We start from the raw sequence: 19,599 nt of genomic DNA on the forward strand, positions 1-19,599 counted from the left end.
GAGAGGAGCTCTTGAGCACGCTGATTGTTTCTTTGCCGCCGCGCGAGCCGGCCGTGCCGTTGCAGGAATGGCAGTGGCCCGAGCTGCCGTTCACGCTCGTGGACAAGGCCGGCCAGGTGCAGCGCGCGGGCCGCGCCGCGCTCGCGCTGCTGCCACGCGCGAACGCGACGGTGCTGATCGTCGCCGCGCGCGACGTGCTGCTGCTGGCCGCGACCGTGCCGCCGCTCAAGGGGCCGAAGCTGCGCCAGGCGCTGCCCAACATCGTCGAGGACCAGCTGATCCAGGATCCGCTCGGCTGCCATATCGCGCTCGATCCGGTCGCGCTGCCTGACGGCCGCCGCGTGCTGGCCGTCGTCGATCGCGCCTGGTTCCGCGCGATCTGCGACGCGTTCACCGCGGCCGGCCACCGGCACCTGAGCGCCGTGCCCGCGACGCGCTGCCTGCCCGCGCCGCGGGCGCCGGCGGCGGATGCTGCGCCTGCCGACGGTGAGGCCACGCCGGCCGACGCGATCACGGCTGCGGCGGAGCCGCCCCTCCGCCCGACGGCGGTGGCTGCGGTGCTCGGCCTCGCGACGACAGTCGAACCCGTGCTCGTGGAAGCCGGCGCGCTGCCGGCCTCGGCCGGTGCGCCGCGTCTCGAGCTCGCGATTGCGCGCGGTGCGCTCGGCGAAGGTTTCGCGGCGCCGGCATCACGCGCGGGCGGCACGCTGGCCGCGCTCGCCGGTGGTGGCGACGTCGAGCTGTACGAACTCGGCGAACCGGGTGCGGAGCCGCGCCTCGCGTCGGTCGGACGTGCCGACGGCCCGCTGCTGCCCGGCGCGCAGCCGCTGTCGTTCGACGCATTCGCGCGGCGTGCGCTGACCGAGCGCTTCGATCTGTGCCAGTTCGAATTCGAATCCCAGCCGTGGCGCTTCGACCGCGCGACGGTGAAGCGCCTGCGCGTGCCGATCGCACTCGTCGCGGCCACGCTCGGCGTCGCGGTGATCGGGATGAACCTGCACTGGTGGAAGCTGTCGCGTGAGCGCGACGCGCTGTCCGCGCAGATCACCGAGACGCTGCTGTCGGCCTTTCCGAAGACGACGACGGTGCTCGATCCGCCCGCGCAGATGCAGCGTCAGCTCGACCAGTTGCGCCTCGCGGCGGGCGAGCTGTCGCCGAACGATTTCCTCGCGTTGTCGAGCGGGTTGTCGCGTTCGATGGGCGCGCTGCCGCTGAACGGAATCGCGTCGCTCGATTATCACGACCGGCGGCTCGACGTCGGCTTCAAGCCGGAGGTCAAGGTCGACCCTGATTTCCCGCAGCGTCTCGCGCGCAACGGGCTGTCCGGCGAAGTCGACAGCAGCACCGGCAAATGGACGATCCGGAGCCGCTCATGAAGACCGAACAACTGAACCAGACGCTTGCCCAGTTCTGGGGGGAACGCACGCCCCGCGAGCGGACGCTGCTCGGCTGGGGCGGCGCCGTGCTGGCCGTCGCGATCGCGTATTCGGTGTTGTGGTCGCCCGCGCAGGAAGGCCGCGCGCGGATCCGCAACGAACTGCCGACGATGCGTCGCGAGCTCGCGCAGATGACCGCGCAGGCCACCGAGGCGAAGTCGCTGACGGCCGCCGCGCAAGGCGTCGCGCCGACCGGCCTGGCGCTGAAGGACGCGCTCACCGCGTCGCTGTCCGATCACGGGCTGCAGGGCGCGCAGGTGCAGGTCGTCGGCAACGGCGTGCAGGTCCAGATGAAGAACGTGCCGTTCCCGGTGTGGACGCAGTGGCTCGACGATGCGCGCCGGCAGTTCAAGGTGCAGGTCGGCGAAGCGCACGTGACCGCGCTGAAGGAAGACGGCCAGGTCGACCTGACGGCCGTGATGCAACCCTCGACGCAGAAATGACGCAGTGGATGAAACAAGCGACGGTCGGCCGATGAGGCCAGGGATCCGGCGGCTCGTCGCCGCATTGCCGTGGGTGGTGGCAGGCGCGCTTGCGACGGCGCTGACGCTCGTCGCGCTCGCGCCTGCCGCCTGGATCGCACCGCAGTTCGCGCGCGCGACCGGCGGGCACGTCAATCTCGTCGATCCGGACGGATCGCTGTGGCACGGTTCGGGCACGCTGATGCTCGCGCCGGGCGCGGACCAGAGCGCGGCGACGCTGCTGCCGGGCCGGGTCGAGTGGACCACGGGCTTCTGGCCGCTCCTCACCGGGCGCGTGCAGATGCGCATGCGGCAGACCGAGGCGATGCCCGACGCCGTCACGCTCGACGCGACGTGGCGCGGCGCGGTGCTGTCGGCGGGCTCGATGGCCGTGCCCGCGTCGCTGCTCGCCGGGCTCGGCACGCCGTTCAACACGCTCGACCTGCAGGGTGACGTGCGGCTCCGCTGGACCGACTGGCGGATGATCGGCAACAACGCGTTCGGCCAGTTGACGGTGACGATCGATTCGATGAGTTCGCGCGTGTCGCGCGTGAAGCCGCTCGGGTCGTACCGGGCGGTGCTGCAGGCAAAGGGGGCGGACGCCGATCTCGACCTGTCGACGACGCAGGGCCCGCTATTCCTCGACGGGCACGGCACCTTCGGTCCCGGCCAGGGTTCGTTTCGCGGCACCGCGCATGCGGCGCCCGAGCAGCAGGCGAACCTCGCCGGGCTGCTGAACCTGCTCGGCCATCCGATCGGCAACAACCAGGTGTCGCTGATCTTCGGTGATGCGGTGCGCTGACGCGCGCGCCGTGCTCGCCTTTTCCCGTCTTACTTCTGCGCGAGCGGTGCGGCGGCCGACGGTGCGGTTGCGGCCGGCGCTGCCGCAGCGGATGCCGGCACCGGCGCGGGCGCAGCCACGTCGCCCGTTTCGCGCGCCATGTCCGACGCATCCCAGCCGCCGCCGAGCGCCTTCACGAGCCCGACCGACGACACCATCCGCTGCCCGCCGATCGTCGCGAGCTTCTGCTGCGCGGTAAACGCGGTGGTCTGCGCGGTCAGCACGTTCAGGTAGGCGACCGTGCCGGCCTTGTACTGGTTCGTGACGATCGCGAGCGCGTGCTCGGCGCTGTCGACTGCCTGCCGCTGCACGTCGACTTCCTGCGCGAGGATGCGCTGCGATGCGAGGTTGTCCTCGACATCCTGGAATGCGGTGAGCACCGCGAGGCGGTACGCGGCGACGTCCTGGTCGTAGGTCGCGCGCGCGGCATCGGTCTGCGCGGCGCGCAGGCCGGCGTCGAACAGCGTCGCCGCGAGCTGCGGGCCGACCGTCCAGAACCGCGCGGGCAGCGTGAACAGCTGCGACCACACCGAGCTCTGGAAGCCGCCGGTGGCCGACAGCGTGAGCGTCGGGAAGAAGGCGGCGATCGCGACGCCGATCTGCTCGTTCGCGGCAGCCGCGCGACGCTCGGCCGCTGCGATGTCGGGCCGGCGCTCGAGCAGCGCGGACGGTACGTCGACCGGCATGATCGGTGGTTCCGCCGAGAGCGGGCTCGGCGGCAGCGAGAACGTCGAGGCCGGTTCGCCGATCAGCGTCGCGATCGCATGTTCGTACTGCGCGCGCGCGACGCCGTTGTCGATCGACGCGGCCTGCGCGCTCTGCAGCTGCGTCTGCGCCTGGATCACGTCCGCGCGCGCGGCGACGCCCTGCGCGTACTGGTTCTGCGTGAGCTTCAGCGATTCGCCGTACGACTTCACGGTGTCGTCGAGCAGCTTCTGCAGCGCATCGGACGTGCGCAGCTGGAAGTAGGTCTGCGCGAGCAGCGCCTGCTGCGACAGCCGCGCGTTCGCGAGATCGGCCGCGGCGGCTGCCTCGCCGGCGCGTTGCGCGCTGACGCTGCGGCTCACCTTGCCCCACAGGTCGGGCTCCCAGCTCGCATCGAGACCGACGCTGTAGCTATTGCCGATCGACGAGCTGCTGCCGAAACCCGACGTGCTCGACGTGGACGTGCGCCCCGTGCGGGAGCGCGAGCCCGACGCGGTCAGCCCGACGGTCGGGAAGTACGCGGCACGCGCTTCGGTGACGAGCGCGCGGGCCTGCCGGTACGCGGCGGCCGATTGCGCGATGGTCTGGTTCGATGTGTTGAGCTTGCCGATCAGCGCGTCGAGCTGCGGATCGTTATAGACCGTCCACCACGGGCCGCGGTCGGTCCGGTCGGCGGGCTGCGCGACCTTCCACCCAGCCGGCGCTTCCTTGAAGGCGGCGGGGATCGACGTGTCGGGCCGGTGATAGTCGGGCCCGACGGCGCAGCCGGCGAGCAGCACGGCCGTCGCAACGGCGACGGCGGCGCTCAGCGGGCGAAGGGCGCGCGGGAGGGGGGCGTACGGCATCGTGGTATTCCTGTCTGGGCGCGATGGCCAGCGAGCGGCGTCGCGTGATGCGGTCGTTGTGCCGCTGGCGGACAAATGGTAACTGACGGCGGGAAAGCTGCGCAGCCCTTAGGGTACGGTGCGCGGCGGCACGAATGTGTTACCGGCGCGGCCGGCCGGTTTACCGGTCATTACGGATCGCTTGCGCGCGGGATGGGCGACGAATGCGGCGCGGACGGCGCCGGGCCGCGGGGATGCAGCCGGCGTTCAGTCCGGGTGACGGGGGTGATGCGGTGTCAGTGGCAGTGCACGGGCACCGGCACAGGTTCGGCGGCGGCGGACCGCCATGTCGACGGCTCCGTTGCCGCCGGCTGGCTCGTGCGGCGGGCGGTGTGCTTCGCGTTGCGCTGCCGGCGATGATCGAACCATGCGAACCCGAGCGCCGCGAGCGATCCGCCCGGCACCACCAGCATCGTCACGTACAGCGCGATCTTCCAGCCGCGGTGCGGCCCGGAGAACACATGATGAGCGGTATCGGTCAGGTTGCGGCGCAGCGCGCCGGCGGCATTTTTCAGGAACAGCATCGCGAACATCCTCGGGTGCCCGGCAGCGCGGGCTAAGCGGTCAGAACATCGTCTCCGGCAGTGCAACATGCACGTCGTAACTGGTTGCCTGAAATAATATTGACTAAGCAATCAATTTTCAAGATACTGGGCGCGTTTTGACCTGAAACGCACTATTGCTGCGCGCGCAATTCGCATGAACGGCGGCCTCTACGATCCCGACACCATCGCACTGGAAACGAGCCTCGGTTACTACCTGACCAAGGCTCGGCAGGCGCTCGTCGAGCGAATGGACCGCGCACTCGAGCCGTACGACCTCACCGCGCAGCAGATCGGCGTGATCCTGCTGTTGTCGCGAGGCTATGCGCGCACGCCGTTCGAGCTGTCGCGCAAGATGTCGTACGACAGCGGCTCGATGACCCGGATGCTCGACCGTCTCGAGCGCAAGGGCCTGATCGCACGCTCGCGCAGCGAACAGGACCGCCGGGTGATCGAGCTGACGCTGACCGAACGCGGCGCCGAAGCGGCCCGTGCGCTGCCGTCGCTGATCGCGACCGCGCTGAACGCGCAGCTTGCCGGCTTTTCGGCCGACGAACTCGCGCTGCTCACCGGCCTGTTGCAGCGGTTCATCGCCAACGGGCCCGGCGACACCGGCTGCCCGAAGCCCGACGAACCGGACTGTTGAGTGCGGAGGCCCCATGTCTAGGTTAAGCATTCGCTTATTTCTCTGTCTGGGCAGAAGATGACAAGGCACGTGCTCCGTCTCTTCCCTCACCCGTTCCAACCAGCCGGGCCGCGCGGTATCGTGCGCCCGTGCGCTGTGCCGGCGCGTTGCGCGCGCCGCGTCTAGGAGATTCCGATGTCCGCCACCACGGCATCCGCCGCGCCCCGTGCCGCCGAACCCGCGCCGCTGACCGGCGGCGCGCTCGCGCTCCTCACCGTCGGGCTCGCGCTCGGCACCTTCATGGAAGTGCTCGACACATCGATCGCGAACGTCGCGGTGCCGACCATCTCGGGCAGCCTCGGCGTCGCGACGAGCGAAGGCACGTGGGTGATCTCGTCGTATTCGGTCGCGTCCGCGATCGCGGTGCCGCTGACCGGCTGGCTCGCGCGGCGGGTCGGCGAAGTGCGCCTGTTCACGCTGTCGGTGCTCGCGTTCACGATCGCGTCGGCGCTGTGCGGCCTCGCGGAGAACTTCGAGACGCTGATCGCGTTCCGGCTGCTGCAGGGCCTCGTGTCGGGGCCGATGGTGCCGCTGTCGCAGACGATCCTGATGCGCACCTATCCGCCCGCGAAGCGCGGGCTCGCACTCGGGCTATGGGCGATGACGGTGATCGTCGCGCCAATCTTCGGCCCGTTGCTGGGCGGCTGGATCAGCGACAACTACACGTGGCCGTGGATCTTCTACATCAACCTGCCGATCGGGATCTTTTCGGCGGCCTGCGCGTACTTCCTGCTGCGCGGCCGCGAGACGAAGACGACGAAGCAGCGGATCGACGCGGTCGGCCTCGCGCTGCTCGTGATCGGCGTGTCGTGCCTGCAGATGATGCTCGACCTCGGCAAGGACCGCGACTGGTTCAACTCGACCTTCATCGTCGCGCTCGCGCTGATCGCGGTCGTATCGCTGGCGTTCATGCTCGTGTGGGAGGCGACCGAGAAGGAACCGGTGGTCGATCTGTCGCTGTTCAAGGACCGCAACTTCGCGCTCGGCGCGATGATCATCTCGTTCGGCTTCATGGCGTTCTTCGGCTCGGTCGTGATCTTCCCGCTGTGGCTGCAGACGGTGATGGGCTACACGGCCGGCAAGGCCGGCCTCGCGACCGCGCCGGTCGGGCTGCTCGCGCTCGTGTTGTCGCCGCTGATCGGGCGCAACATGCACCGGCTCGACCTGCGGATGGTCGCGAGCTTCGCGTTCATCGTGTTCGCCGGCGTCTCGGTCTGGAACTCGACGTTCACGCTCGACGTGCCGTTCAACCACGTGATCCTGCCGCGGCTCGTGCAGGGGATCGGCGTCGCATGCTTCTTCGTGCCGATGACGACCATCACGCTGTCGAGCATCCCCGACGAGCGGCTCGCGAGCGCGTCGGGGCTGTCGAACTTCCTGCGCACGCTGTCCGGCGCGATCGGCACCGCGGCCAGCTCGACGTTCTGGGAGAACGATGCGATCTACCATCACGCGCGGCTGTCGGAATCGGTGAGCATCTATGCGCAAAACACGACCGACTACCAGGGCGCGCTCGCGCAGCTCGGGATCGTCGGCCAGACGGCCAACGCGCAGCTCAACCAGCTCGTCACGCAGCAAGGCTTCATGATGGCGACCAACGACTTCTTCCACCTGTCGGCGGGGGTGTTCATCGCGCTCGCGGCGCTCGTGTGGATCACGAAGCCGAAGAAGGGCGCGGGACCGGCGATGGGGCACTGAACGCGCTGGGGGGCCGCGCCGGCCCCCCCCGTTCCTCTTCCGTCGCGGCCTCACTCCCGCGCCAGCAATCCGCCGAAGGCCAGATCGTCGCCCGACGCGATCGGCAGCGTCGCCCGCGCGACCTCGAGCCACGCACGCGCCGCGTGCGACAGATAACCCTTCTTCAGCCAGCCGAGCGCGATCGCCCACGTGATTTCCGGCTCGACGATCGGCCGGCACGTGAACTGCCGCGCGTCGAGCCGCCGGCAGTACGGCTCCGGCAACAGCGCGATGCCGACGCCCGCGTGCACGAGGGCCGCCATGAAATCCCAGTGTCCGCTACGGCTCACGATCGACGGCGTGAAGCCTGCCTGCCGGCACGCGTCGAGCACCGCATCGTGCAGCGCGAGGCTCTCCGCATAGAACACGAACGACTCGCGCGCGAGATCGGCGAGCGGCACGGCCTTGTGGTCCTCCCAGCGCGACTCGCGCGGCGCGACGAGCCATAGCGGCGCGCGCACCATCGGCAACCGCTCGAACGTGGCGGGATCGACCGGCTCCAGCAGCCCGCCGAGCTCGAGCTCGCCCGACATCAGCGCGGCCTCGATCATCCGCGCGCCCTGCTCGAACAGCTTCAGCTCGATGTTCGGATAACGCTGCTTGTACGCGGCGATGATCGGCGTGAACAGCGACCCGCCGAGCGGCGGAATGCCGATCGTCAGTTCGCCGCGCCCGAGCGTGCCGAGATCCTTCAGCTCCGACTGCAGCTGCGCCTGCGCGGCGAGCACATCCTGGCCGCGCTGGAACACGATCCGCCCCGCGTCGGTCAGCACCATCTGCCGGCCGTCGCGCAGCAGCAGCGGCGATCCGATCTCGTCCTCGAGCGCCTTCACCATCTTGCTGATGGTCGGCTGCGTGACGAATAGCCGATCGGCGGCCGCCGTGAAACTTTGCTGACGGACCACTTCGACGAAGTACCGCAGCGCGCGCAATTCCATCGATCACTCCCCAGATTGGTGCAGCGAACACAACTGAATTCCGAATTGGAATGACAAGGATAGAGACAAGTCATTTTATTTATGGTTAGGGGAAACCCTATACTCACACCATCGACGAAATACCTGTATGGAGCCCGCCATGAACAAGCCGATCGCCACTGCCGCCGCCCGCCCTGCCGCTTCGGGCAACGTTGCGCGTACGGGCCGGATCGTGCTTCAGGCCGCCGCGCTTGGCGTGCTGTGGATGGCCGTCGACTGGGCCGTGCGCGCGGTCGGGCTGCCGGTGCCGTCCGGCGTGATCGGCCTCGCGGTGCTGCTCGCGCTGCTGTTCTCGGGCCGCGTCGCGCCCGCGTGGGTCAAGGACGGCGCGAACTGGCTGCTGTCCGACATGCTGCTGTTCTTCGTGCCGGCCGCCGTCGCGGCCGTCCAGTACGGCGGTCTGTTCCGCGAGGACGGCTGGCGTATCGCGCTGGTCATGCTCGCCGGCACCGCATTCGTGATGGTCGCGGTGGCGGTGGCGGTCGACCTCGCCGCGAAGCTCGAACGCCGGCTTGCCGCGCAGCGCGTGTTCGCCGAGCGCCGCCGCGCGCGCCTCGCCGCCGTGACCGCCCACTGAGCCGGAGCCCGGGATGCCTGCGCTGCTGTCGAACCTGTCCGCCGACCAGGTGAATACCGCGATCTCCGTCGGCTGCTTCGTGCTGACGGTCGTCCTGTATTTCGTGTCGAAGCGGCTCTACGCGTACAGGAAGACGCTGCTGTTCTCGCCGCTCGTGTTCGTGCCTGGCGTGCTGGTGCTGCTGGTCCTGCTGACCGGCATCCCGTATTCGGTCTACTTCCGCGACACGCGCTGGCTGATGTGGCTGCTCGGCCCGGCAACGATCGCGTTCGCGGTGCCGATCTACGAGTACCGCGACCTGATCCGCCGCCACTGGCTGTCGCTGTCGGTCGGCGTCGCGGTCGGGATCGGCGCGGGCGTATGCGGGTCGCTGCTGCTCGCGAAGCTGCTGCACCTGTCGCCCGAGCTGCAGCGCTCGCTGATGACGCGTTCGGTCTCGACCCCGTTCGCGCTCGCCGTATCCGACAAGATCCATGCACCGAAGGACCTCACCGCCCTCTTCGTGATCGCGACCGGCATCTGCGGGATGCTGCTCGGCGAAATCGTGCTCGCGCTGGTGCCGATGCGCACGCGGCTCGCGCGCGGCGCGCTGTTCGGCGCGGCCGCCCACGGCGTGGGCACCGCGAAGGCGCGCGAGATCGGCAGCGAGGAAGGCGTCGTGTCGAGCCTCACGATGATGATCGCGGGCGTCGCGATGGTGCTGATCGCGCCGCTCTTGTCGCTGTTGCCGATCTGACGATGCGCGGGCGGGCGCCGCTGTCAGCCCGCTCCGCCTCGCTGCCCCGGCGCCCGCCGGCCGCGCCTCGCCCCGCCGTTCCCGCCCTGCATCGAGCCGACACCCGGCCGACAATCGGCTGAGATAGCCGCAATTCCCCCCTCTTTTCCACCCATCGGGCTCGGCCCGGATGCCGAACAATGCATGCTACGAGACATCACGCACGCACTCACATGGCCTCCACGACCGCAAACCCGACCGCCGACAAGCCGGCTTCGTCCGGCAAGTTCAAGCGCATCGCGCTCATCGCCGTCATCGCGCTGGGCGCGGCCGCCGCCGCCGCGGGCGGCATGTACGTGTTCCTGAGCAAGGCAGGCGTCGGCCATGCGAGCGCGCCCGCCGAACCGGCGCCGCTTGCCGCGCCGGTGTTCTTCCCGCTCGACCCGCTGACCGTGAACCTGCAGTCGGACGACGGCGTGCAGCACTACCTGCGCGTCGGCCTGTCGCTGAAGCTCACCGACCCGAAGGCGCAGGAGCAGTTGACCGCGCGCATGCCGGAGATCCGCAGCCGGATCCTGCTCGCGCTGTCGAACAAGCATCCCGAGGATCTCGCGACGCCGGACGGCAAGCGTTCGCTCGCGACGGAACTGCGGGAGCTGATCGAACAGCCGACGCAGCCGGGCAACCAGCGCGCGAAGGTCGACGACGTGCTGTTCACCGAATTCGTCGTCCAATAACGCGGCCGGACAAGGAGCGCGCATGGGCCACCAGGAGTTCATGTCCCAGGAGGAGGTCGACGCCCTCCTCAAGGGCGTCACGGGCGAAACCGATTCAGTCGACGAGCAGCGCGACACGTCGGGCGTCCGCCCCTACAACATCGCGACGCAGGAGCGGATCGTCCGCGGCCGGATGCCCGGCCTCGAGATCATCAACGACCGCTTCGCGCGCCTCTTGCGGATCGGCATCTTCAACTTCATGCGGCGCACGGCGGAAATCTCCGTGAGCCAGGTGAAGGTGCAGAAGTACAGCGAGTTCACCCGCAACCTGCCGATCCCGACGAACCTGAACCTGGTGCACGTGAAGCCGCTGCGCGGCACGTCGCTGTTCGTGTTCGACCCGAACCTCGTGTTCTTCGTCGTCGACAACCTGTTCGGCGGCGACGGGCGCTTTCACACGCGCGTCGAGGGCCGCGACTTCACGGCCACCGAGCAGCGGATCATCGGCAAGCTGCTGAACCTGGTGTTCGAGCACTACACGACCGCGTGGAAGAGCGTGCGGCCGCTGCAGTTCGAATTCGTGCGCTCGGAGATGCATACGCAGTTCGCGAACGTCGCGACGCCGAACGAGATCGTGATCGTCACGCAGTTCTCGATCGAGTTCGGGCCGACGGGCGGCACGCTGCACATCTGCATGCCGTACTCGATGGTCGAGCCGATCCGCGACGTGCTCGCGTCGCCGATCCAGGGCGAGGCGCTCGAGGTCGACCGCCGCTGGGTGCGCGTGCTGTCGCAGCAGGTGCAGTCGGCCGAGGTCGAACTGAGCGCGGATCTCGCCGAGATCCCGTCGACCTTCGAGAAGATCCTGAACCTGCGTGCGGGCGACGTGCTGCCGCTGGAGATCGAGGACACGATCACCGCGAAGGTCGATGGCGTGCCGGTGATGGAATGCGGCTACGGCATTTTCAATGGTCAATATGCGTTGCGCGTGCAGAAGATGATCAGCGCGGGCGACACGATGAAGGAAGGTGGATATGAGTGAGCTGAACCCGACGCCCGAACTCGACCCGCAGGCGCTCGCCGACGCGGCACTCGCCGAATCGGCCGCAGCCGTGCAGGCGGCGCCCGCCGCGGCGGACGAGGAATCGGGCCTGGACGACTGGGCCGCCGCGCTCGCCGAACAGAACCAGCAGCCGGTGCAGGCGGGCGCGACCGGCGCCGGCGTGTTCCAGCCGCTGTCGAAGGCCGCGGCCAGCTCGACGCACAACGACATCGAGATGATTCTCGACATCCCGGTCAAGATGACCGTGGAGCTCGGCCGCACGAAGATCGCGATCCGCAACCTGCTGCAGCTCGCGCAGGGTTCGGTCGTCGAACTCGACGGCCTCGCCGGCGAGCCGATGGACGTGCTCGTGAACGGCTGCCTGATCGCGCAGGGCGAGGTCGTGGTCGTCAACGACAAGTTCGGCATCCGGCTGACCGACATCATCACGCCGGCTGAACGCATCCGGAAGCTGAATCGGTGACCGTCATGAAGTCCGGTCGCGGCGTGCATCCTTGGCCGAGCCTGGCGGCGCTGGCCATCGTCGCGTCGTTCGTCTGCGCGCCGGCCGGTGCCGCCGACATGAACGCGGTGAACAACGCCGGCGCCATCGCGTCGAGCGTGACAGTCGGCTCGGCCGTGCCGTCGCTCGGCGTCGGCGCGGTGCTGCAGACGCTCGTCGGGCTCGCGGTCGTGATCGGCCTCGTGTTCGGCTGCGCGTGGCTCGCGCGCCGCTTCGGCTTCCAGCCCGCGCGGCGCGGCGGCCCGCTGAAGGTCGTGTCGAGCGTCGGGCTCGGCGCGAAGGAAAGCGCGACGATCGTCGAGATCGGCGATACCTGGCTCGTGCTCGGCGTCGCACCGGGCAACGTGCGGCTGCTGCATACGCTGCCGGCCGGCTCGGCGGCGGTCACGACGGCGCCGGCGTCGGCCGACGCCTCCGCCCAGGCCGTATCGGACGAACGCGGCCAGAGCGGCACGTTCGGCGCGCGGTTTCGCGACGCGCTCGCGGGCGAAGCCGCGAAGCGCTTCGGGCGCGGCAAGGACCGCTGACATGGCGTCGCGCCCTCTTTCCGTATTCGCATCTCGATGAAACACGAATTCCTGCGTCACGCGGCGCGCTTCGCGCCCGTGCTGATCCTCGGCTTCGCCCCCGCGCTCGCATGCGCGCAGGCGGCCGGCCTGCCCGCGTTCAACACGAGCCCGGGCCCGAACGGCGGCACCACCTATTCGCTGAGCGTGCAGACGATGCTGCTGCTCACGATGCTGTCGTTCCTGCCGGCGATGCTGCTGATGATGACGAGCTTCACGCGCATCATCATCGTGCTGTCGCTGCTGCGCCAGGCGCTCGGCACCGCGACGACGCCGCCGAACCAGGTGCTGGTCGGCCTCGCGATGTTCCTCACCTTCTTCGTGATGTCGCCGGTGCTCGACCGCGCGTACGCCGACGGCTACAAGCCGTTCTCCGACGGCGCGATGCCGATGGAGCAGGCCGTGCAGCGCGGCGTCGCGCCGTTCAAGGGCTTCATGCTGAAGCAGACCCGCGAGACCGATCTCGCGCTGTTCGCGAAGATTTCGAAGGCCGCGCCGATGCAGGGCCCGGAAGACGTGCCGCTGTCGCTGCTGGTCCCCGCGTTCGTCACGAGCGAGCTGAAGACCGGCTTCCAGATCGGCTTCACGATCTTCATCCCGTTCCTGATCATCGATATGGTCGTCGCGAGCGTGCTGATGTCGATGGGGATGATGATGGTGTCGCCGTCCACCGTGTCGCTGCCGTTCAAGCTGATGCTGTTCGTGCTCGTCGACGGCTGGCAGCTCCTGATCGGCTCGCTCGCGCAGAGCTTCACGTAAGCGGAGGAAGCGCGCGATGACGCCCGAACAAGTGATGACGCTGGCGCACCAGGCGATGATGGTCGGCCTGCTGCTGGCTGCCCCGCTGCTGCTGGTCGCGCTCGCGGTCGGCCTCGTCGTGAGCCTGTTCCAGGCCGCGACGCAGATCAACGAATCGACGCTGTCGTTCATCCCGAAGCTGCTCGCGGTGGCCGCGACGCTCGTGATCGCCGGCCCGTGGATGCTGACGACGATGCTCGACTACCTGCGGCAGACGCTGCTGCACGTCGCGACGCTCGGCGCCGGCTGAGCCGCGCGCCCGGCTCCTTTACCCCGCGATGTTCTCGGTCACCTACGCGCAGCTCAACGGATGGCTGACGGCTTTCCTGTGGCCGTTCGTGCGGATGCTCGCGCTCGTCGCGACGGCGCCCATGGTCGGCCACGCGGCGGTGCCCGTGCGCGTGAAGATCGGCCTCGCCGCGTTCATGGCGCTGGTCGTCGCGCCGACCCTCGGCGCGATGCCGGCCGTCACCGTGTTCTCCGCGCAGGGCATCTGGATCGTCGTCACGCAGTTCCTGATCGGCGTGGCGATGGGCTTCACGATGCAGATCGTGTTCGCGGCCGTCGAGGCGGCCGGCGACTTCATCGGCCTGTCGATGGGACTCGGTTTCGCGACCTTCTTCGACCCGCATTCGAACGGCGCGACGCCGGCGATGGGCCGTTTCCTGAACGCGATCGCGATGCTCGCATTCCTTGCCGTGGACGGCCACCTGCAGGTGTTCGCGGCGCTGGCCGCGTCGTTCCAGTCGCTGCCGGTGTCGGCCGACCTGCTGCACGCGCCCGGCTGGCGCACGGTCGCCGCATTCGGCGCGACCGTGTTCGAGATGGGGCTGCTGCTTGCGCTGCCGGTGGTCGCGGCGCTCCTGATCGCGAACCTCGCGCTCGGGATCCTGAACCGCGCGGCGCCGCAGATCGGCATCTTCCAGATCGGCTTTCCGGTCACGATGCTGGTCGGGCTGTTGCTCGTGCAACTGATGATTCCGAACCTCGTGCCGTTCGTGTCGCACCTGTTCGACATGGGGCTCGATGCGATGGGGCGGGTATTGCTCGGCTGGCGCTGAGCGCGTCCCGCCCCGTTTCCCGCCTGTTCCGGCCCTTCGTTGCTGGAAAACCCCTAAAGGAATCGCCAGCTCACGAAAGGTTGCGGAAGGTTTCGCCTCCCTATACTCGTCATGACGATGCAGCAAGCATCGCGCCATACGAATACAACGAAGGAGACGACCCCGATGCGACCCATCCTGCGCACCCTCGCCGTTGCAGCCAGCCTGAGCTGCGCGCTTGCCGCTCATCCCGCTTTCGCCGACGACGGCGGCAAGATCACGATCATGGTCGGCGGGATCGCGAAGCTGATCTACCTGCCCGCGCGGCTCACGCAGGAGCTCGGCAACTTCAAGGCCGAAGGGCTCGACGTCGAACTGCTGTCGCAGCCGGCCGGCGTCGATGCCGAGAACGAGCTGCTGGCGGGCGCCGTGCAGGGCGTCGTCGGCTTCTACGACCATACGATCGACCTGCAGAGCAAAGGCAAGGAAGTGAAGGCGATCGCCGTGTTCGGCCAGGTGCCGGGCGAAGTCGAGATGGTGTCGACCAAGGCCGCCCCCACCTTCAAGTCGATGGCCGACGCGAAAGGCAAGACGCTCGGCGTAACCGGCCTCGGCTCGTCGACGAGCTTCCTCACGCAATACCTCGCGCTCGCGCACGGCGTGCCGTCGACGCAGTACACGATGCTGCCGGTGGGCGCCGACGCGAGCTTCATCGCCGCGATCAAGCAGGGCCGCATCGACGCCGGGATGACGACCGAGCCGACGGTGTCCGCGCTCGAGAAGATGGGCGACGCGAAGGTGCTGGTCGACATGCGCACCGTCGACGGCACGCGCGCCGCGCTCGGCGGCACCTATCCGGCCGCGAGCCTGTACGTGCAGTCGGCGTGGGCCGATTCGCACAAGGCCGAGGCCACCAAGCTCGCACACGCATTCGCGAAGACGATGCAGTTCATCCACACGCACAGCGCGGAGGAGATCGCCGCAAAGATGCCGGCCGACTACCAGAAGGACAAGGCGCTGTACGTGTCCGCGCTGAAGGCGTCGCTGCCGATGTACACGGCCGACGCGAAGATGCCGGCCGACGGCCCGGCGACCGTGCTGAAAGTGCTCTCGGCGTTCAACCCGTCGGTGAAGGGCAAGCACATCGACCTGGCGCGCACCTACACCAACGATTTCGTGAACGCGAAGTAATCGATATCGGTACAGGCGCCGGCGGTGGCGATCCCGCCGTCGCGCGTTCCCCGTTCCGGCCCGGCTGACCGGCCCGGCGTCGCCACGATGCGGCGCCCTCCTCACCCGCAGGACGAATGCGATGAATCAGGCAGTTTCCCCGAGCACACCGGCGATCGAGTTTCGCAATGTGTCGTGCCGCTTCATTTCGCCGGAAGGCAAGGCCACCGTCGCGTTGCGCGACTTCAGCATGAGCGTCGCACGCGGCGAGTTCATCGCGATCGTCGGGCCGACCGGCTGCGGCAAGTCGACCACGCTGAACCTGATCACCGGCCTGCTCAAGCCGGCGTCGGGCGAGGTGCGCGTGATGGGCCGCCCGGTCGACGGGATCGACCCGCGCATCGGCTTCGTGTTCCAGGCCGACGCCGTGTTCCCGTGGCGCAACGTGATCGACAACGTCGCGGCGGGCCCGCTGTTTCGCGGCCGTTCAAAGGACGTCGCGTACGCGCAGGCCGAGGAATGGATCCGCAAGGTCGGCCTCGACAAGTTCACGAAACACTATCCGCATCAGCTCTCCGGCGGGATGCGCAAGCGCGTCGCGCTCGCGCAGACCTTCATCAACCAGCCGGAAATCCTGCTGATGGACGAGCCGTTCTCCGCGCTCGACATGCAGACGCGCACGCTGATGCAGGATGAACTTCTGCAGTTGTGGTCCGCGAACAAGGGCTCGGTCGTGTTCGTCACGCACGACCTCGAGGAGGCGATCGCGCTCGCCGACCGCGTGTTCGTGCTGACCGCGCGCCCCGCGACGCTCAAGCGCGTGTATGAGATCGACCTGCCGCGCCCGCGCGTCACGTCGGAGATTCGCTACGACACGCGCTTCATCGAAATTTCCAAGGACATCTGGCACGACCTGCGCGAAGAAGTGCAGATCGGCTGACAGCAGCAAGGACAGGAGCATGACCGACATGACGCTTCCCCCCACCGCCATTCCGGCAACGTCGCTCGAGGACGAGTCGCGCGCCGCTCAAACCCGGCTGCGTCGCCGCCGGCAACTGATCATCGGCCTGCGGATCGCCGTGCTCGTGCTCGTGCTGGGCGGCTGGGAACTCGCCGCGCGGCTCAAGTGGATCGATCCGTTCTTCTTCTCGCAGCCGACGCTGATCTTCGCGCAGCTCCAGGACTGGTTCGCGAACGGCACGTCGCAGGGGCCGCTGCTCACGCAGGTATGGGTCACGCTCGAGGAAACCGGCATCGGCTTCGTGATCGGTTCGGTCGCCGGTGTGATCTGCGGGATCGTGCTCGGCCGCAACAAGCTGATGGCCGACGTGTTCGGCCTCTACATCCAGATCGCGAACTCGATTCCGCGCGTCGTGCTCGGCTCGATCTTCGTGATCGCGCTCGGCCTCGGGATGGCGTCGAAGATCGCGCTGGCCGTCGTGATGGTGTTCTTCGTCGTGTTCGGCAACGCGTTCCAGGGCGTGCGCGAAGCCGACCGCTACCTGATCGCGAACGCGCAGATCCTTGGCGCGTCGCGCCGGCAGATCACCACGTCGGTCGTGATCCCGTCCGCGCTCTCGTGGATTCTCGCAAGCCTGCACGTGAGCTTCGGCTTCGCGCTGGTCGGTGCGGTCGTCGGCGAATTCCTGGGTTCCAAGCAGGGCATCGGCCTGCTAATCTCCACCGCCCAGGGCGCGTTCAACGCGAGCGGCGTGTTCGCGGCGATGATCGTGCTGGCCGTGGTCGCGCTGGCCGCCGACTACCTGCTGACCTGGCTCGAGAAGCGCTTGCTCAAGTGGCGCCCCGCCGCGTTCTGAGCAGCGCACGCATCGGATGACACGCCAGAACCGCGCCGGTTGCCCCGGCGCGGTTCGGCATTGAGGAGAAGGAATGGCGCACAGCCTGCGCGGGCGGCTCTTGTGGTGGCTGCTGCTGCCGCTCGCGGTGTTCGTGCTGATCGCGGGCGCGATGTCGTACGACACCGCGCGGACCACGGCCGGGCTCGTGCAGGACAGCGCGCTCGTCGCGTCCGCGCGCACGATCGGCGAGGACGTCGAATGGCGCGACGGCTACCTCGCGGCCGACGTGCCGCCCGCCGCGCTGGAGATCTTCGAGTCGCCGTCGGCCGATTCGGTCTACTACAAGGTGGTCGACAGCCGCGAGCGCCTGCTCACCGGCAATCCGGCGCTCGCCCTGCCCGAACGGCACGGCATCGAGCCGACGCTGTACGACACGGCGCTCGACGGCGTGCCGCTGCGCGCAGTGGTCTACGACCGCCAGCTGTACAACGAGGGCAAGATCGAGACGGTCACGGTGGTCGTCGCGAAGACGACGCGCTCGTACGACGCGATGATCGCGACGATCTGGCGGCCGCAACTCGTGCGCCTGTCGCTGATGCTGGTGCTCGCGGTCGTGCTCGTCTATCTGGGCCTCACGCTCGAGCTGCGCCCGCTGATGAAGCTGAAGGACGACGTCGCCGACCGCGGGCCGATGGAACTGGAGCCGATTCGCCCGGAGCGGCTGCAGCACGAGCTGCGGCCGATCGTCGACGCGATCAACCAGTGCATCGCGCGGCTCAATACGCACACGGCCACGCAGCGCCGCTTCATCGCCGATGCCGCGCACCAGCTGCGTACGCCGATCGCCGTGCTCGACACGCAGATCCAGTACGCGCAGCAGCGCGAGCACAATGATGTGGAACTCGCGTCGGTGCTCGACAGCATGCAGCGCAGCAGCCGCAAGATGGCCGACGTGACCGACAAGCTGCTGCTGCTCGCGCACGCGGAAGCGACGCCGTCGACGCTGCTCACGCATCGCGTCGATCTCGCCGCCGTCGTGTCGAGCGTGCTGGAGGAAACGATCGTGCTCGCGCAGCAGCGCAACATCGATCTCGGCGCCGATCTCGGCGAACGGCTCGACGTCGCGGGCAGCGACAGCCTGCTGACCGCGCTGGTGATGAACCTCGTCGACAACGCGGTGCGCTATACGCAACCGGGCGGCTGCGTGACGGTCGCCGCGCGGCGAGACGGCGACGCCGTCGTGCTCGACGTGATCGACAACGGCCCCGGCATTCCGGCCGAAGCGCGACCGCACGTGTTCAAGCGGTTCTACCGCGTGTCGGCCGACACCGAAGGCTCGGGCCTGGGCCTCGCGATCGTCCGCGAGATCGCGCAGGCGCATGGCGGCAGCGCGTCGCTCGCGCCGGGGCCCGGCAATCGCGGTATCGTCGTGACCGTGCGGCTGCCCGCATACGCCTGAAGAGAAGTCGCCATGAAACTCCTGCTGGTCGAAGACAACGCCGAACTCGCGCACTGGATCGTGAACCTGCTGCGCGGCGAGGATTTCGCGGTCGACTGCGTCGGCGACGGCGAACGCGCGGACACGGTATTGAAGACCGAGCGCTACGACGCGGTGCTGCTCGACATGCGGCTGCCGGGCATCAGCGGCAAGGAAGTGCTCGCGCGATTGCGGCGCCGCAACGACAACGTGCCGGTGCTGATGCTGACCGCGCACGGCTCGGTCGACGACAAGGTCGACTGCTTCGGCGCGGGCGCCGACGACTACGTGGTCAAGCCGTTCGAGTCGCGCGAGCTGGTCGCGCGGATCCGCGCGCTGATCCGCCGGCAGGCCGGCGTCGGCACGACGCAGCTTGTGTGCGGCGATCTCGTCTACGCGTTCGGCACGCGCGAATTCCGTTGCGGGGGCGCGGTGCTCGCGCTGCGTCGCCGCGAGCATGCGATTCTCGAGACGCTGATGCTGCAGCAGAACAAGACGGTATCGAAGGTGCGGCTGATGGACAGCGTGTTCGCGCTCGACGACGAACCGAGCGCGGATGCGATCGACATCTACATCCACCGGCTGCGCAAGCATCTCGCGGGCAGCACGGCCGAGATCATCACGCTGCGCGGGCTCGGCTACATCCTGCGCGAGAAGAACGCGCAGGACTGACGTGCCTGCCTCCAGGTTCGATTCGTAGCACGTAACGTGTCGGCAGCCGCTGGCTGCCGGCCAGGCTCGCGTTCGCCCGCCTGCCCGATTCACGATTATTGCGCGTTCGGTGTTTTCACCGATCCGATTCTTTCCTCCGGGAAAGCGGCGTGAAGGATTGCACCCTCTACGATGCTACACGCCGGCCCCCTCGCTGTGGCCGGCAACAACCGGCATACATTACGTACTGCCAACGA

At 68.5% G+C, this 19,599-nt stretch carries 22 protein-coding genes; 19 read left to right on the forward strand and 3 right to left on the reverse strand.

Annotated features, from left to right (window positions below; genetic code table 11):
- Positions 1-11 precede the first annotated feature (11 nt).
- The 3 genes from gspL to LGM71_RS32125 are packed head-to-tail and all read left to right on the forward strand — an operon-like array spanning position 12 to position 2,699.
- Positions 12-1,376 (forward strand): type II secretion system protein GspL, encoded by a 1,365-nt coding sequence (gene gspL / locus LGM71_RS32115; protein WP_226118526.1) that lies wholly within the window; start codon positions 12-14, stop codon positions 1,374-1,376.
- A complete protein-coding gene (gene gspM / locus LGM71_RS32120; RefSeq protein WP_059602273.1) occupies positions 1,373-1,879 on the forward strand; it encodes a type II secretion system protein GspM in 507 nt (168 codons plus the stop codon). Before gspL ends, gspM begins: the two co-directional genes overlap by 4 nt.
- A 31-nt stretch (positions 1,880-1,910) precedes the next feature.
- Positions 1,911-2,699, forward strand: a complete 789-nt coding sequence (locus LGM71_RS32125; protein ID WP_124902831.1) for a type II secretion system protein N — start codon at positions 1,911-1,913, stop codon at positions 2,697-2,699.
- Between the two features lie 29 nt (positions 2,700-2,728).
- Here the strand turns inward: LGM71_RS32125 and LGM71_RS32130 are convergent, their stop codons facing one another.
- Together LGM71_RS32130 and LGM71_RS32135 are read right to left on the reverse strand one after the other, a co-directional pair.
- Positions 2,729-4,288: an efflux transporter outer membrane subunit gene (locus tag LGM71_RS32130; RefSeq protein ID WP_226118528.1), complete on the reverse strand. Its 1,560-nt coding sequence runs from the start codon at positions 4,286-4,288 to the stop codon at positions 2,729-2,731.
- Between the two features lie 275 nt (positions 4,289-4,563).
- Positions 4,564-4,851 carry a multidrug ABC transporter ATPase gene (locus LGM71_RS32135; RefSeq protein ID WP_124627866.1) on the reverse strand — a complete coding sequence of 96 codons (288 nt, stop codon included), beginning with the start codon at positions 4,849-4,851 and terminating at the stop codon, positions 4,564-4,566.
- Between the two features lie 175 nt (positions 4,852-5,026).
- Between LGM71_RS32135 and LGM71_RS32140 the strand changes: the two genes are divergently transcribed.
- Positions 5,027-5,515, forward strand: a complete 489-nt coding sequence (locus LGM71_RS32140) for a MarR family winged helix-turn-helix transcriptional regulator (RefSeq protein WP_059531315.1) — start codon at positions 5,027-5,029, stop codon at positions 5,513-5,515.
- Positions 5,516-5,689: 174 nt separating this feature from the next.
- Positions 5,690-7,252: a DHA2 family efflux MFS transporter permease subunit gene (locus LGM71_RS32145; RefSeq protein WP_124627864.1), complete on the forward strand. Its 1,563-nt coding sequence runs from the start codon at positions 5,690-5,692 to the stop codon at positions 7,250-7,252.
- A 50-nt stretch (positions 7,253-7,302) separates the two neighbouring features.
- On the opposite strand, the gene LGM71_RS32150 is transcribed toward LGM71_RS32145, so the two are convergent.
- On the reverse strand, positions 7,303-8,229 hold the full coding sequence (locus LGM71_RS32150; RefSeq protein WP_059531322.1) for a LysR family transcriptional regulator: 927 nt from the start codon (positions 8,227-8,229) through the stop codon (positions 7,303-7,305).
- A 139-nt stretch (positions 8,230-8,368) separates the two neighbouring features.
- Here LGM71_RS32150 and LGM71_RS32155 point away from each other — a divergent pair, with 139 nt between their 5' ends.
- The 14 genes from LGM71_RS32155 (at position 8,369) to LGM71_RS32220 (ending at position 19,363) form a co-directional block, all read left to right on the forward strand.
- Positions 8,369-8,845: a CidA/LrgA family protein gene (locus LGM71_RS32155; protein ID WP_174911604.1), complete on the forward strand. Its 477-nt coding sequence runs from the start codon at positions 8,369-8,371 to the stop codon at positions 8,843-8,845.
- Between the two features lie 13 nt (positions 8,846-8,858).
- The gene (locus LGM71_RS32160; protein WP_059531328.1) at positions 8,859-9,581 is read left to right on the forward strand and encodes an LrgB family protein; all 723 of its coding nucleotides are present in this window, start codon (positions 8,859-8,861) and stop codon (positions 9,579-9,581) included.
- Positions 9,582-9,760: 179 nt separating this feature from the next.
- On the forward strand, positions 9,761-10,297 hold the full coding sequence (gene fliL, locus LGM71_RS32165; protein WP_059602185.1) for a flagellar basal body-associated protein FliL: 537 nt from the start codon (positions 9,761-9,763) through the stop codon (positions 10,295-10,297).
- Between the two features lie 22 nt (positions 10,298-10,319).
- Complete coding sequence (gene fliM / locus LGM71_RS32170; protein ID WP_059465946.1) at positions 10,320-11,318, forward strand: flagellar motor switch protein FliM; 999 nt, start codon at positions 10,320-10,322, stop codon at positions 11,316-11,318.
- Entirely contained in the window at positions 11,311-11,802 is a 492-nt protein-coding gene (gene fliN / locus LGM71_RS32175) for a flagellar motor switch protein FliN (protein WP_124627861.1), read from the forward strand. The genes fliM and fliN overlap by 8 nt, the downstream gene beginning before the upstream one ends.
- Complete coding sequence (gene fliO, locus LGM71_RS32180) at positions 11,799-12,368, forward strand: flagellar biosynthetic protein FliO (RefSeq protein WP_059602191.1); 570 nt, start codon at positions 11,799-11,801, stop codon at positions 12,366-12,368. Before fliN ends, fliO begins: the two co-directional genes overlap by 4 nt.
- Before the next feature lie 36 nt (positions 12,369-12,404).
- Positions 12,405-13,166, forward strand: a complete 762-nt coding sequence (gene fliP / locus LGM71_RS32185) for a flagellar type III secretion system pore protein FliP (RefSeq protein WP_124627857.1) — start codon at positions 12,405-12,407, stop codon at positions 13,164-13,166.
- 16 nt (positions 13,167-13,182) lie between these two features.
- Positions 13,183-13,455 (forward strand): flagellar biosynthesis protein FliQ, encoded by a 273-nt coding sequence (gene fliQ, locus LGM71_RS32190; RefSeq protein WP_006750427.1) that lies wholly within the window; start codon positions 13,183-13,185, stop codon positions 13,453-13,455.
- Positions 13,456-13,483: 28 nt separating this feature from the next.
- The gene (fliR, locus tag LGM71_RS32195) at positions 13,484-14,266 is read left to right on the forward strand and encodes a flagellar biosynthetic protein FliR (RefSeq protein ID WP_174911618.1); all 783 of its coding nucleotides are present in this window, start codon (positions 13,484-13,486) and stop codon (positions 14,264-14,266) included.
- A gap of 165 nt (positions 14,267-14,431) precedes the next feature.
- Complete coding sequence (locus LGM71_RS32200) at positions 14,432-15,436, forward strand: ABC transporter substrate-binding protein (protein ID WP_124627853.1); 1,005 nt, start codon at positions 14,432-14,434, stop codon at positions 15,434-15,436.
- Between the two features lie 121 nt (positions 15,437-15,557).
- A complete protein-coding gene (locus tag LGM71_RS32205; protein ID WP_027788757.1) occupies positions 15,558-16,355 on the forward strand; it encodes an ABC transporter ATP-binding protein in 798 nt (265 codons plus the stop codon).
- A 19-nt stretch (positions 16,356-16,374) separates the two neighbouring features.
- The gene (locus LGM71_RS32210; protein WP_108064675.1) at positions 16,375-17,232 is read left to right on the forward strand and encodes an ABC transporter permease; all 858 of its coding nucleotides are present in this window, start codon (positions 16,375-16,377) and stop codon (positions 17,230-17,232) included.
- A gap of 73 nt (positions 17,233-17,305) precedes the next feature.
- On the forward strand, positions 17,306-18,673 hold the full coding sequence (locus LGM71_RS32215; protein WP_226118530.1) for a sensor histidine kinase: 1,368 nt from the start codon (positions 17,306-17,308) through the stop codon (positions 18,671-18,673).
- 12 nt (positions 18,674-18,685) lie between these two features.
- Positions 18,686-19,363 carry a response regulator gene (locus tag LGM71_RS32220; RefSeq protein ID WP_059602202.1) on the forward strand — a complete coding sequence of 226 codons (678 nt, stop codon included), beginning with the start codon at positions 18,686-18,688 and terminating at the stop codon, positions 19,361-19,363.
- Positions 19,364-19,599: the final 236 nt, after the last annotated feature.

Source organism: Burkholderia sp. AU33545, from assembly GCF_020419685.1.
GTDB classification, from domain to species: Bacteria; Pseudomonadota; Gammaproteobacteria; order Burkholderiales; family Burkholderiaceae; genus Burkholderia; species Burkholderia diffusa.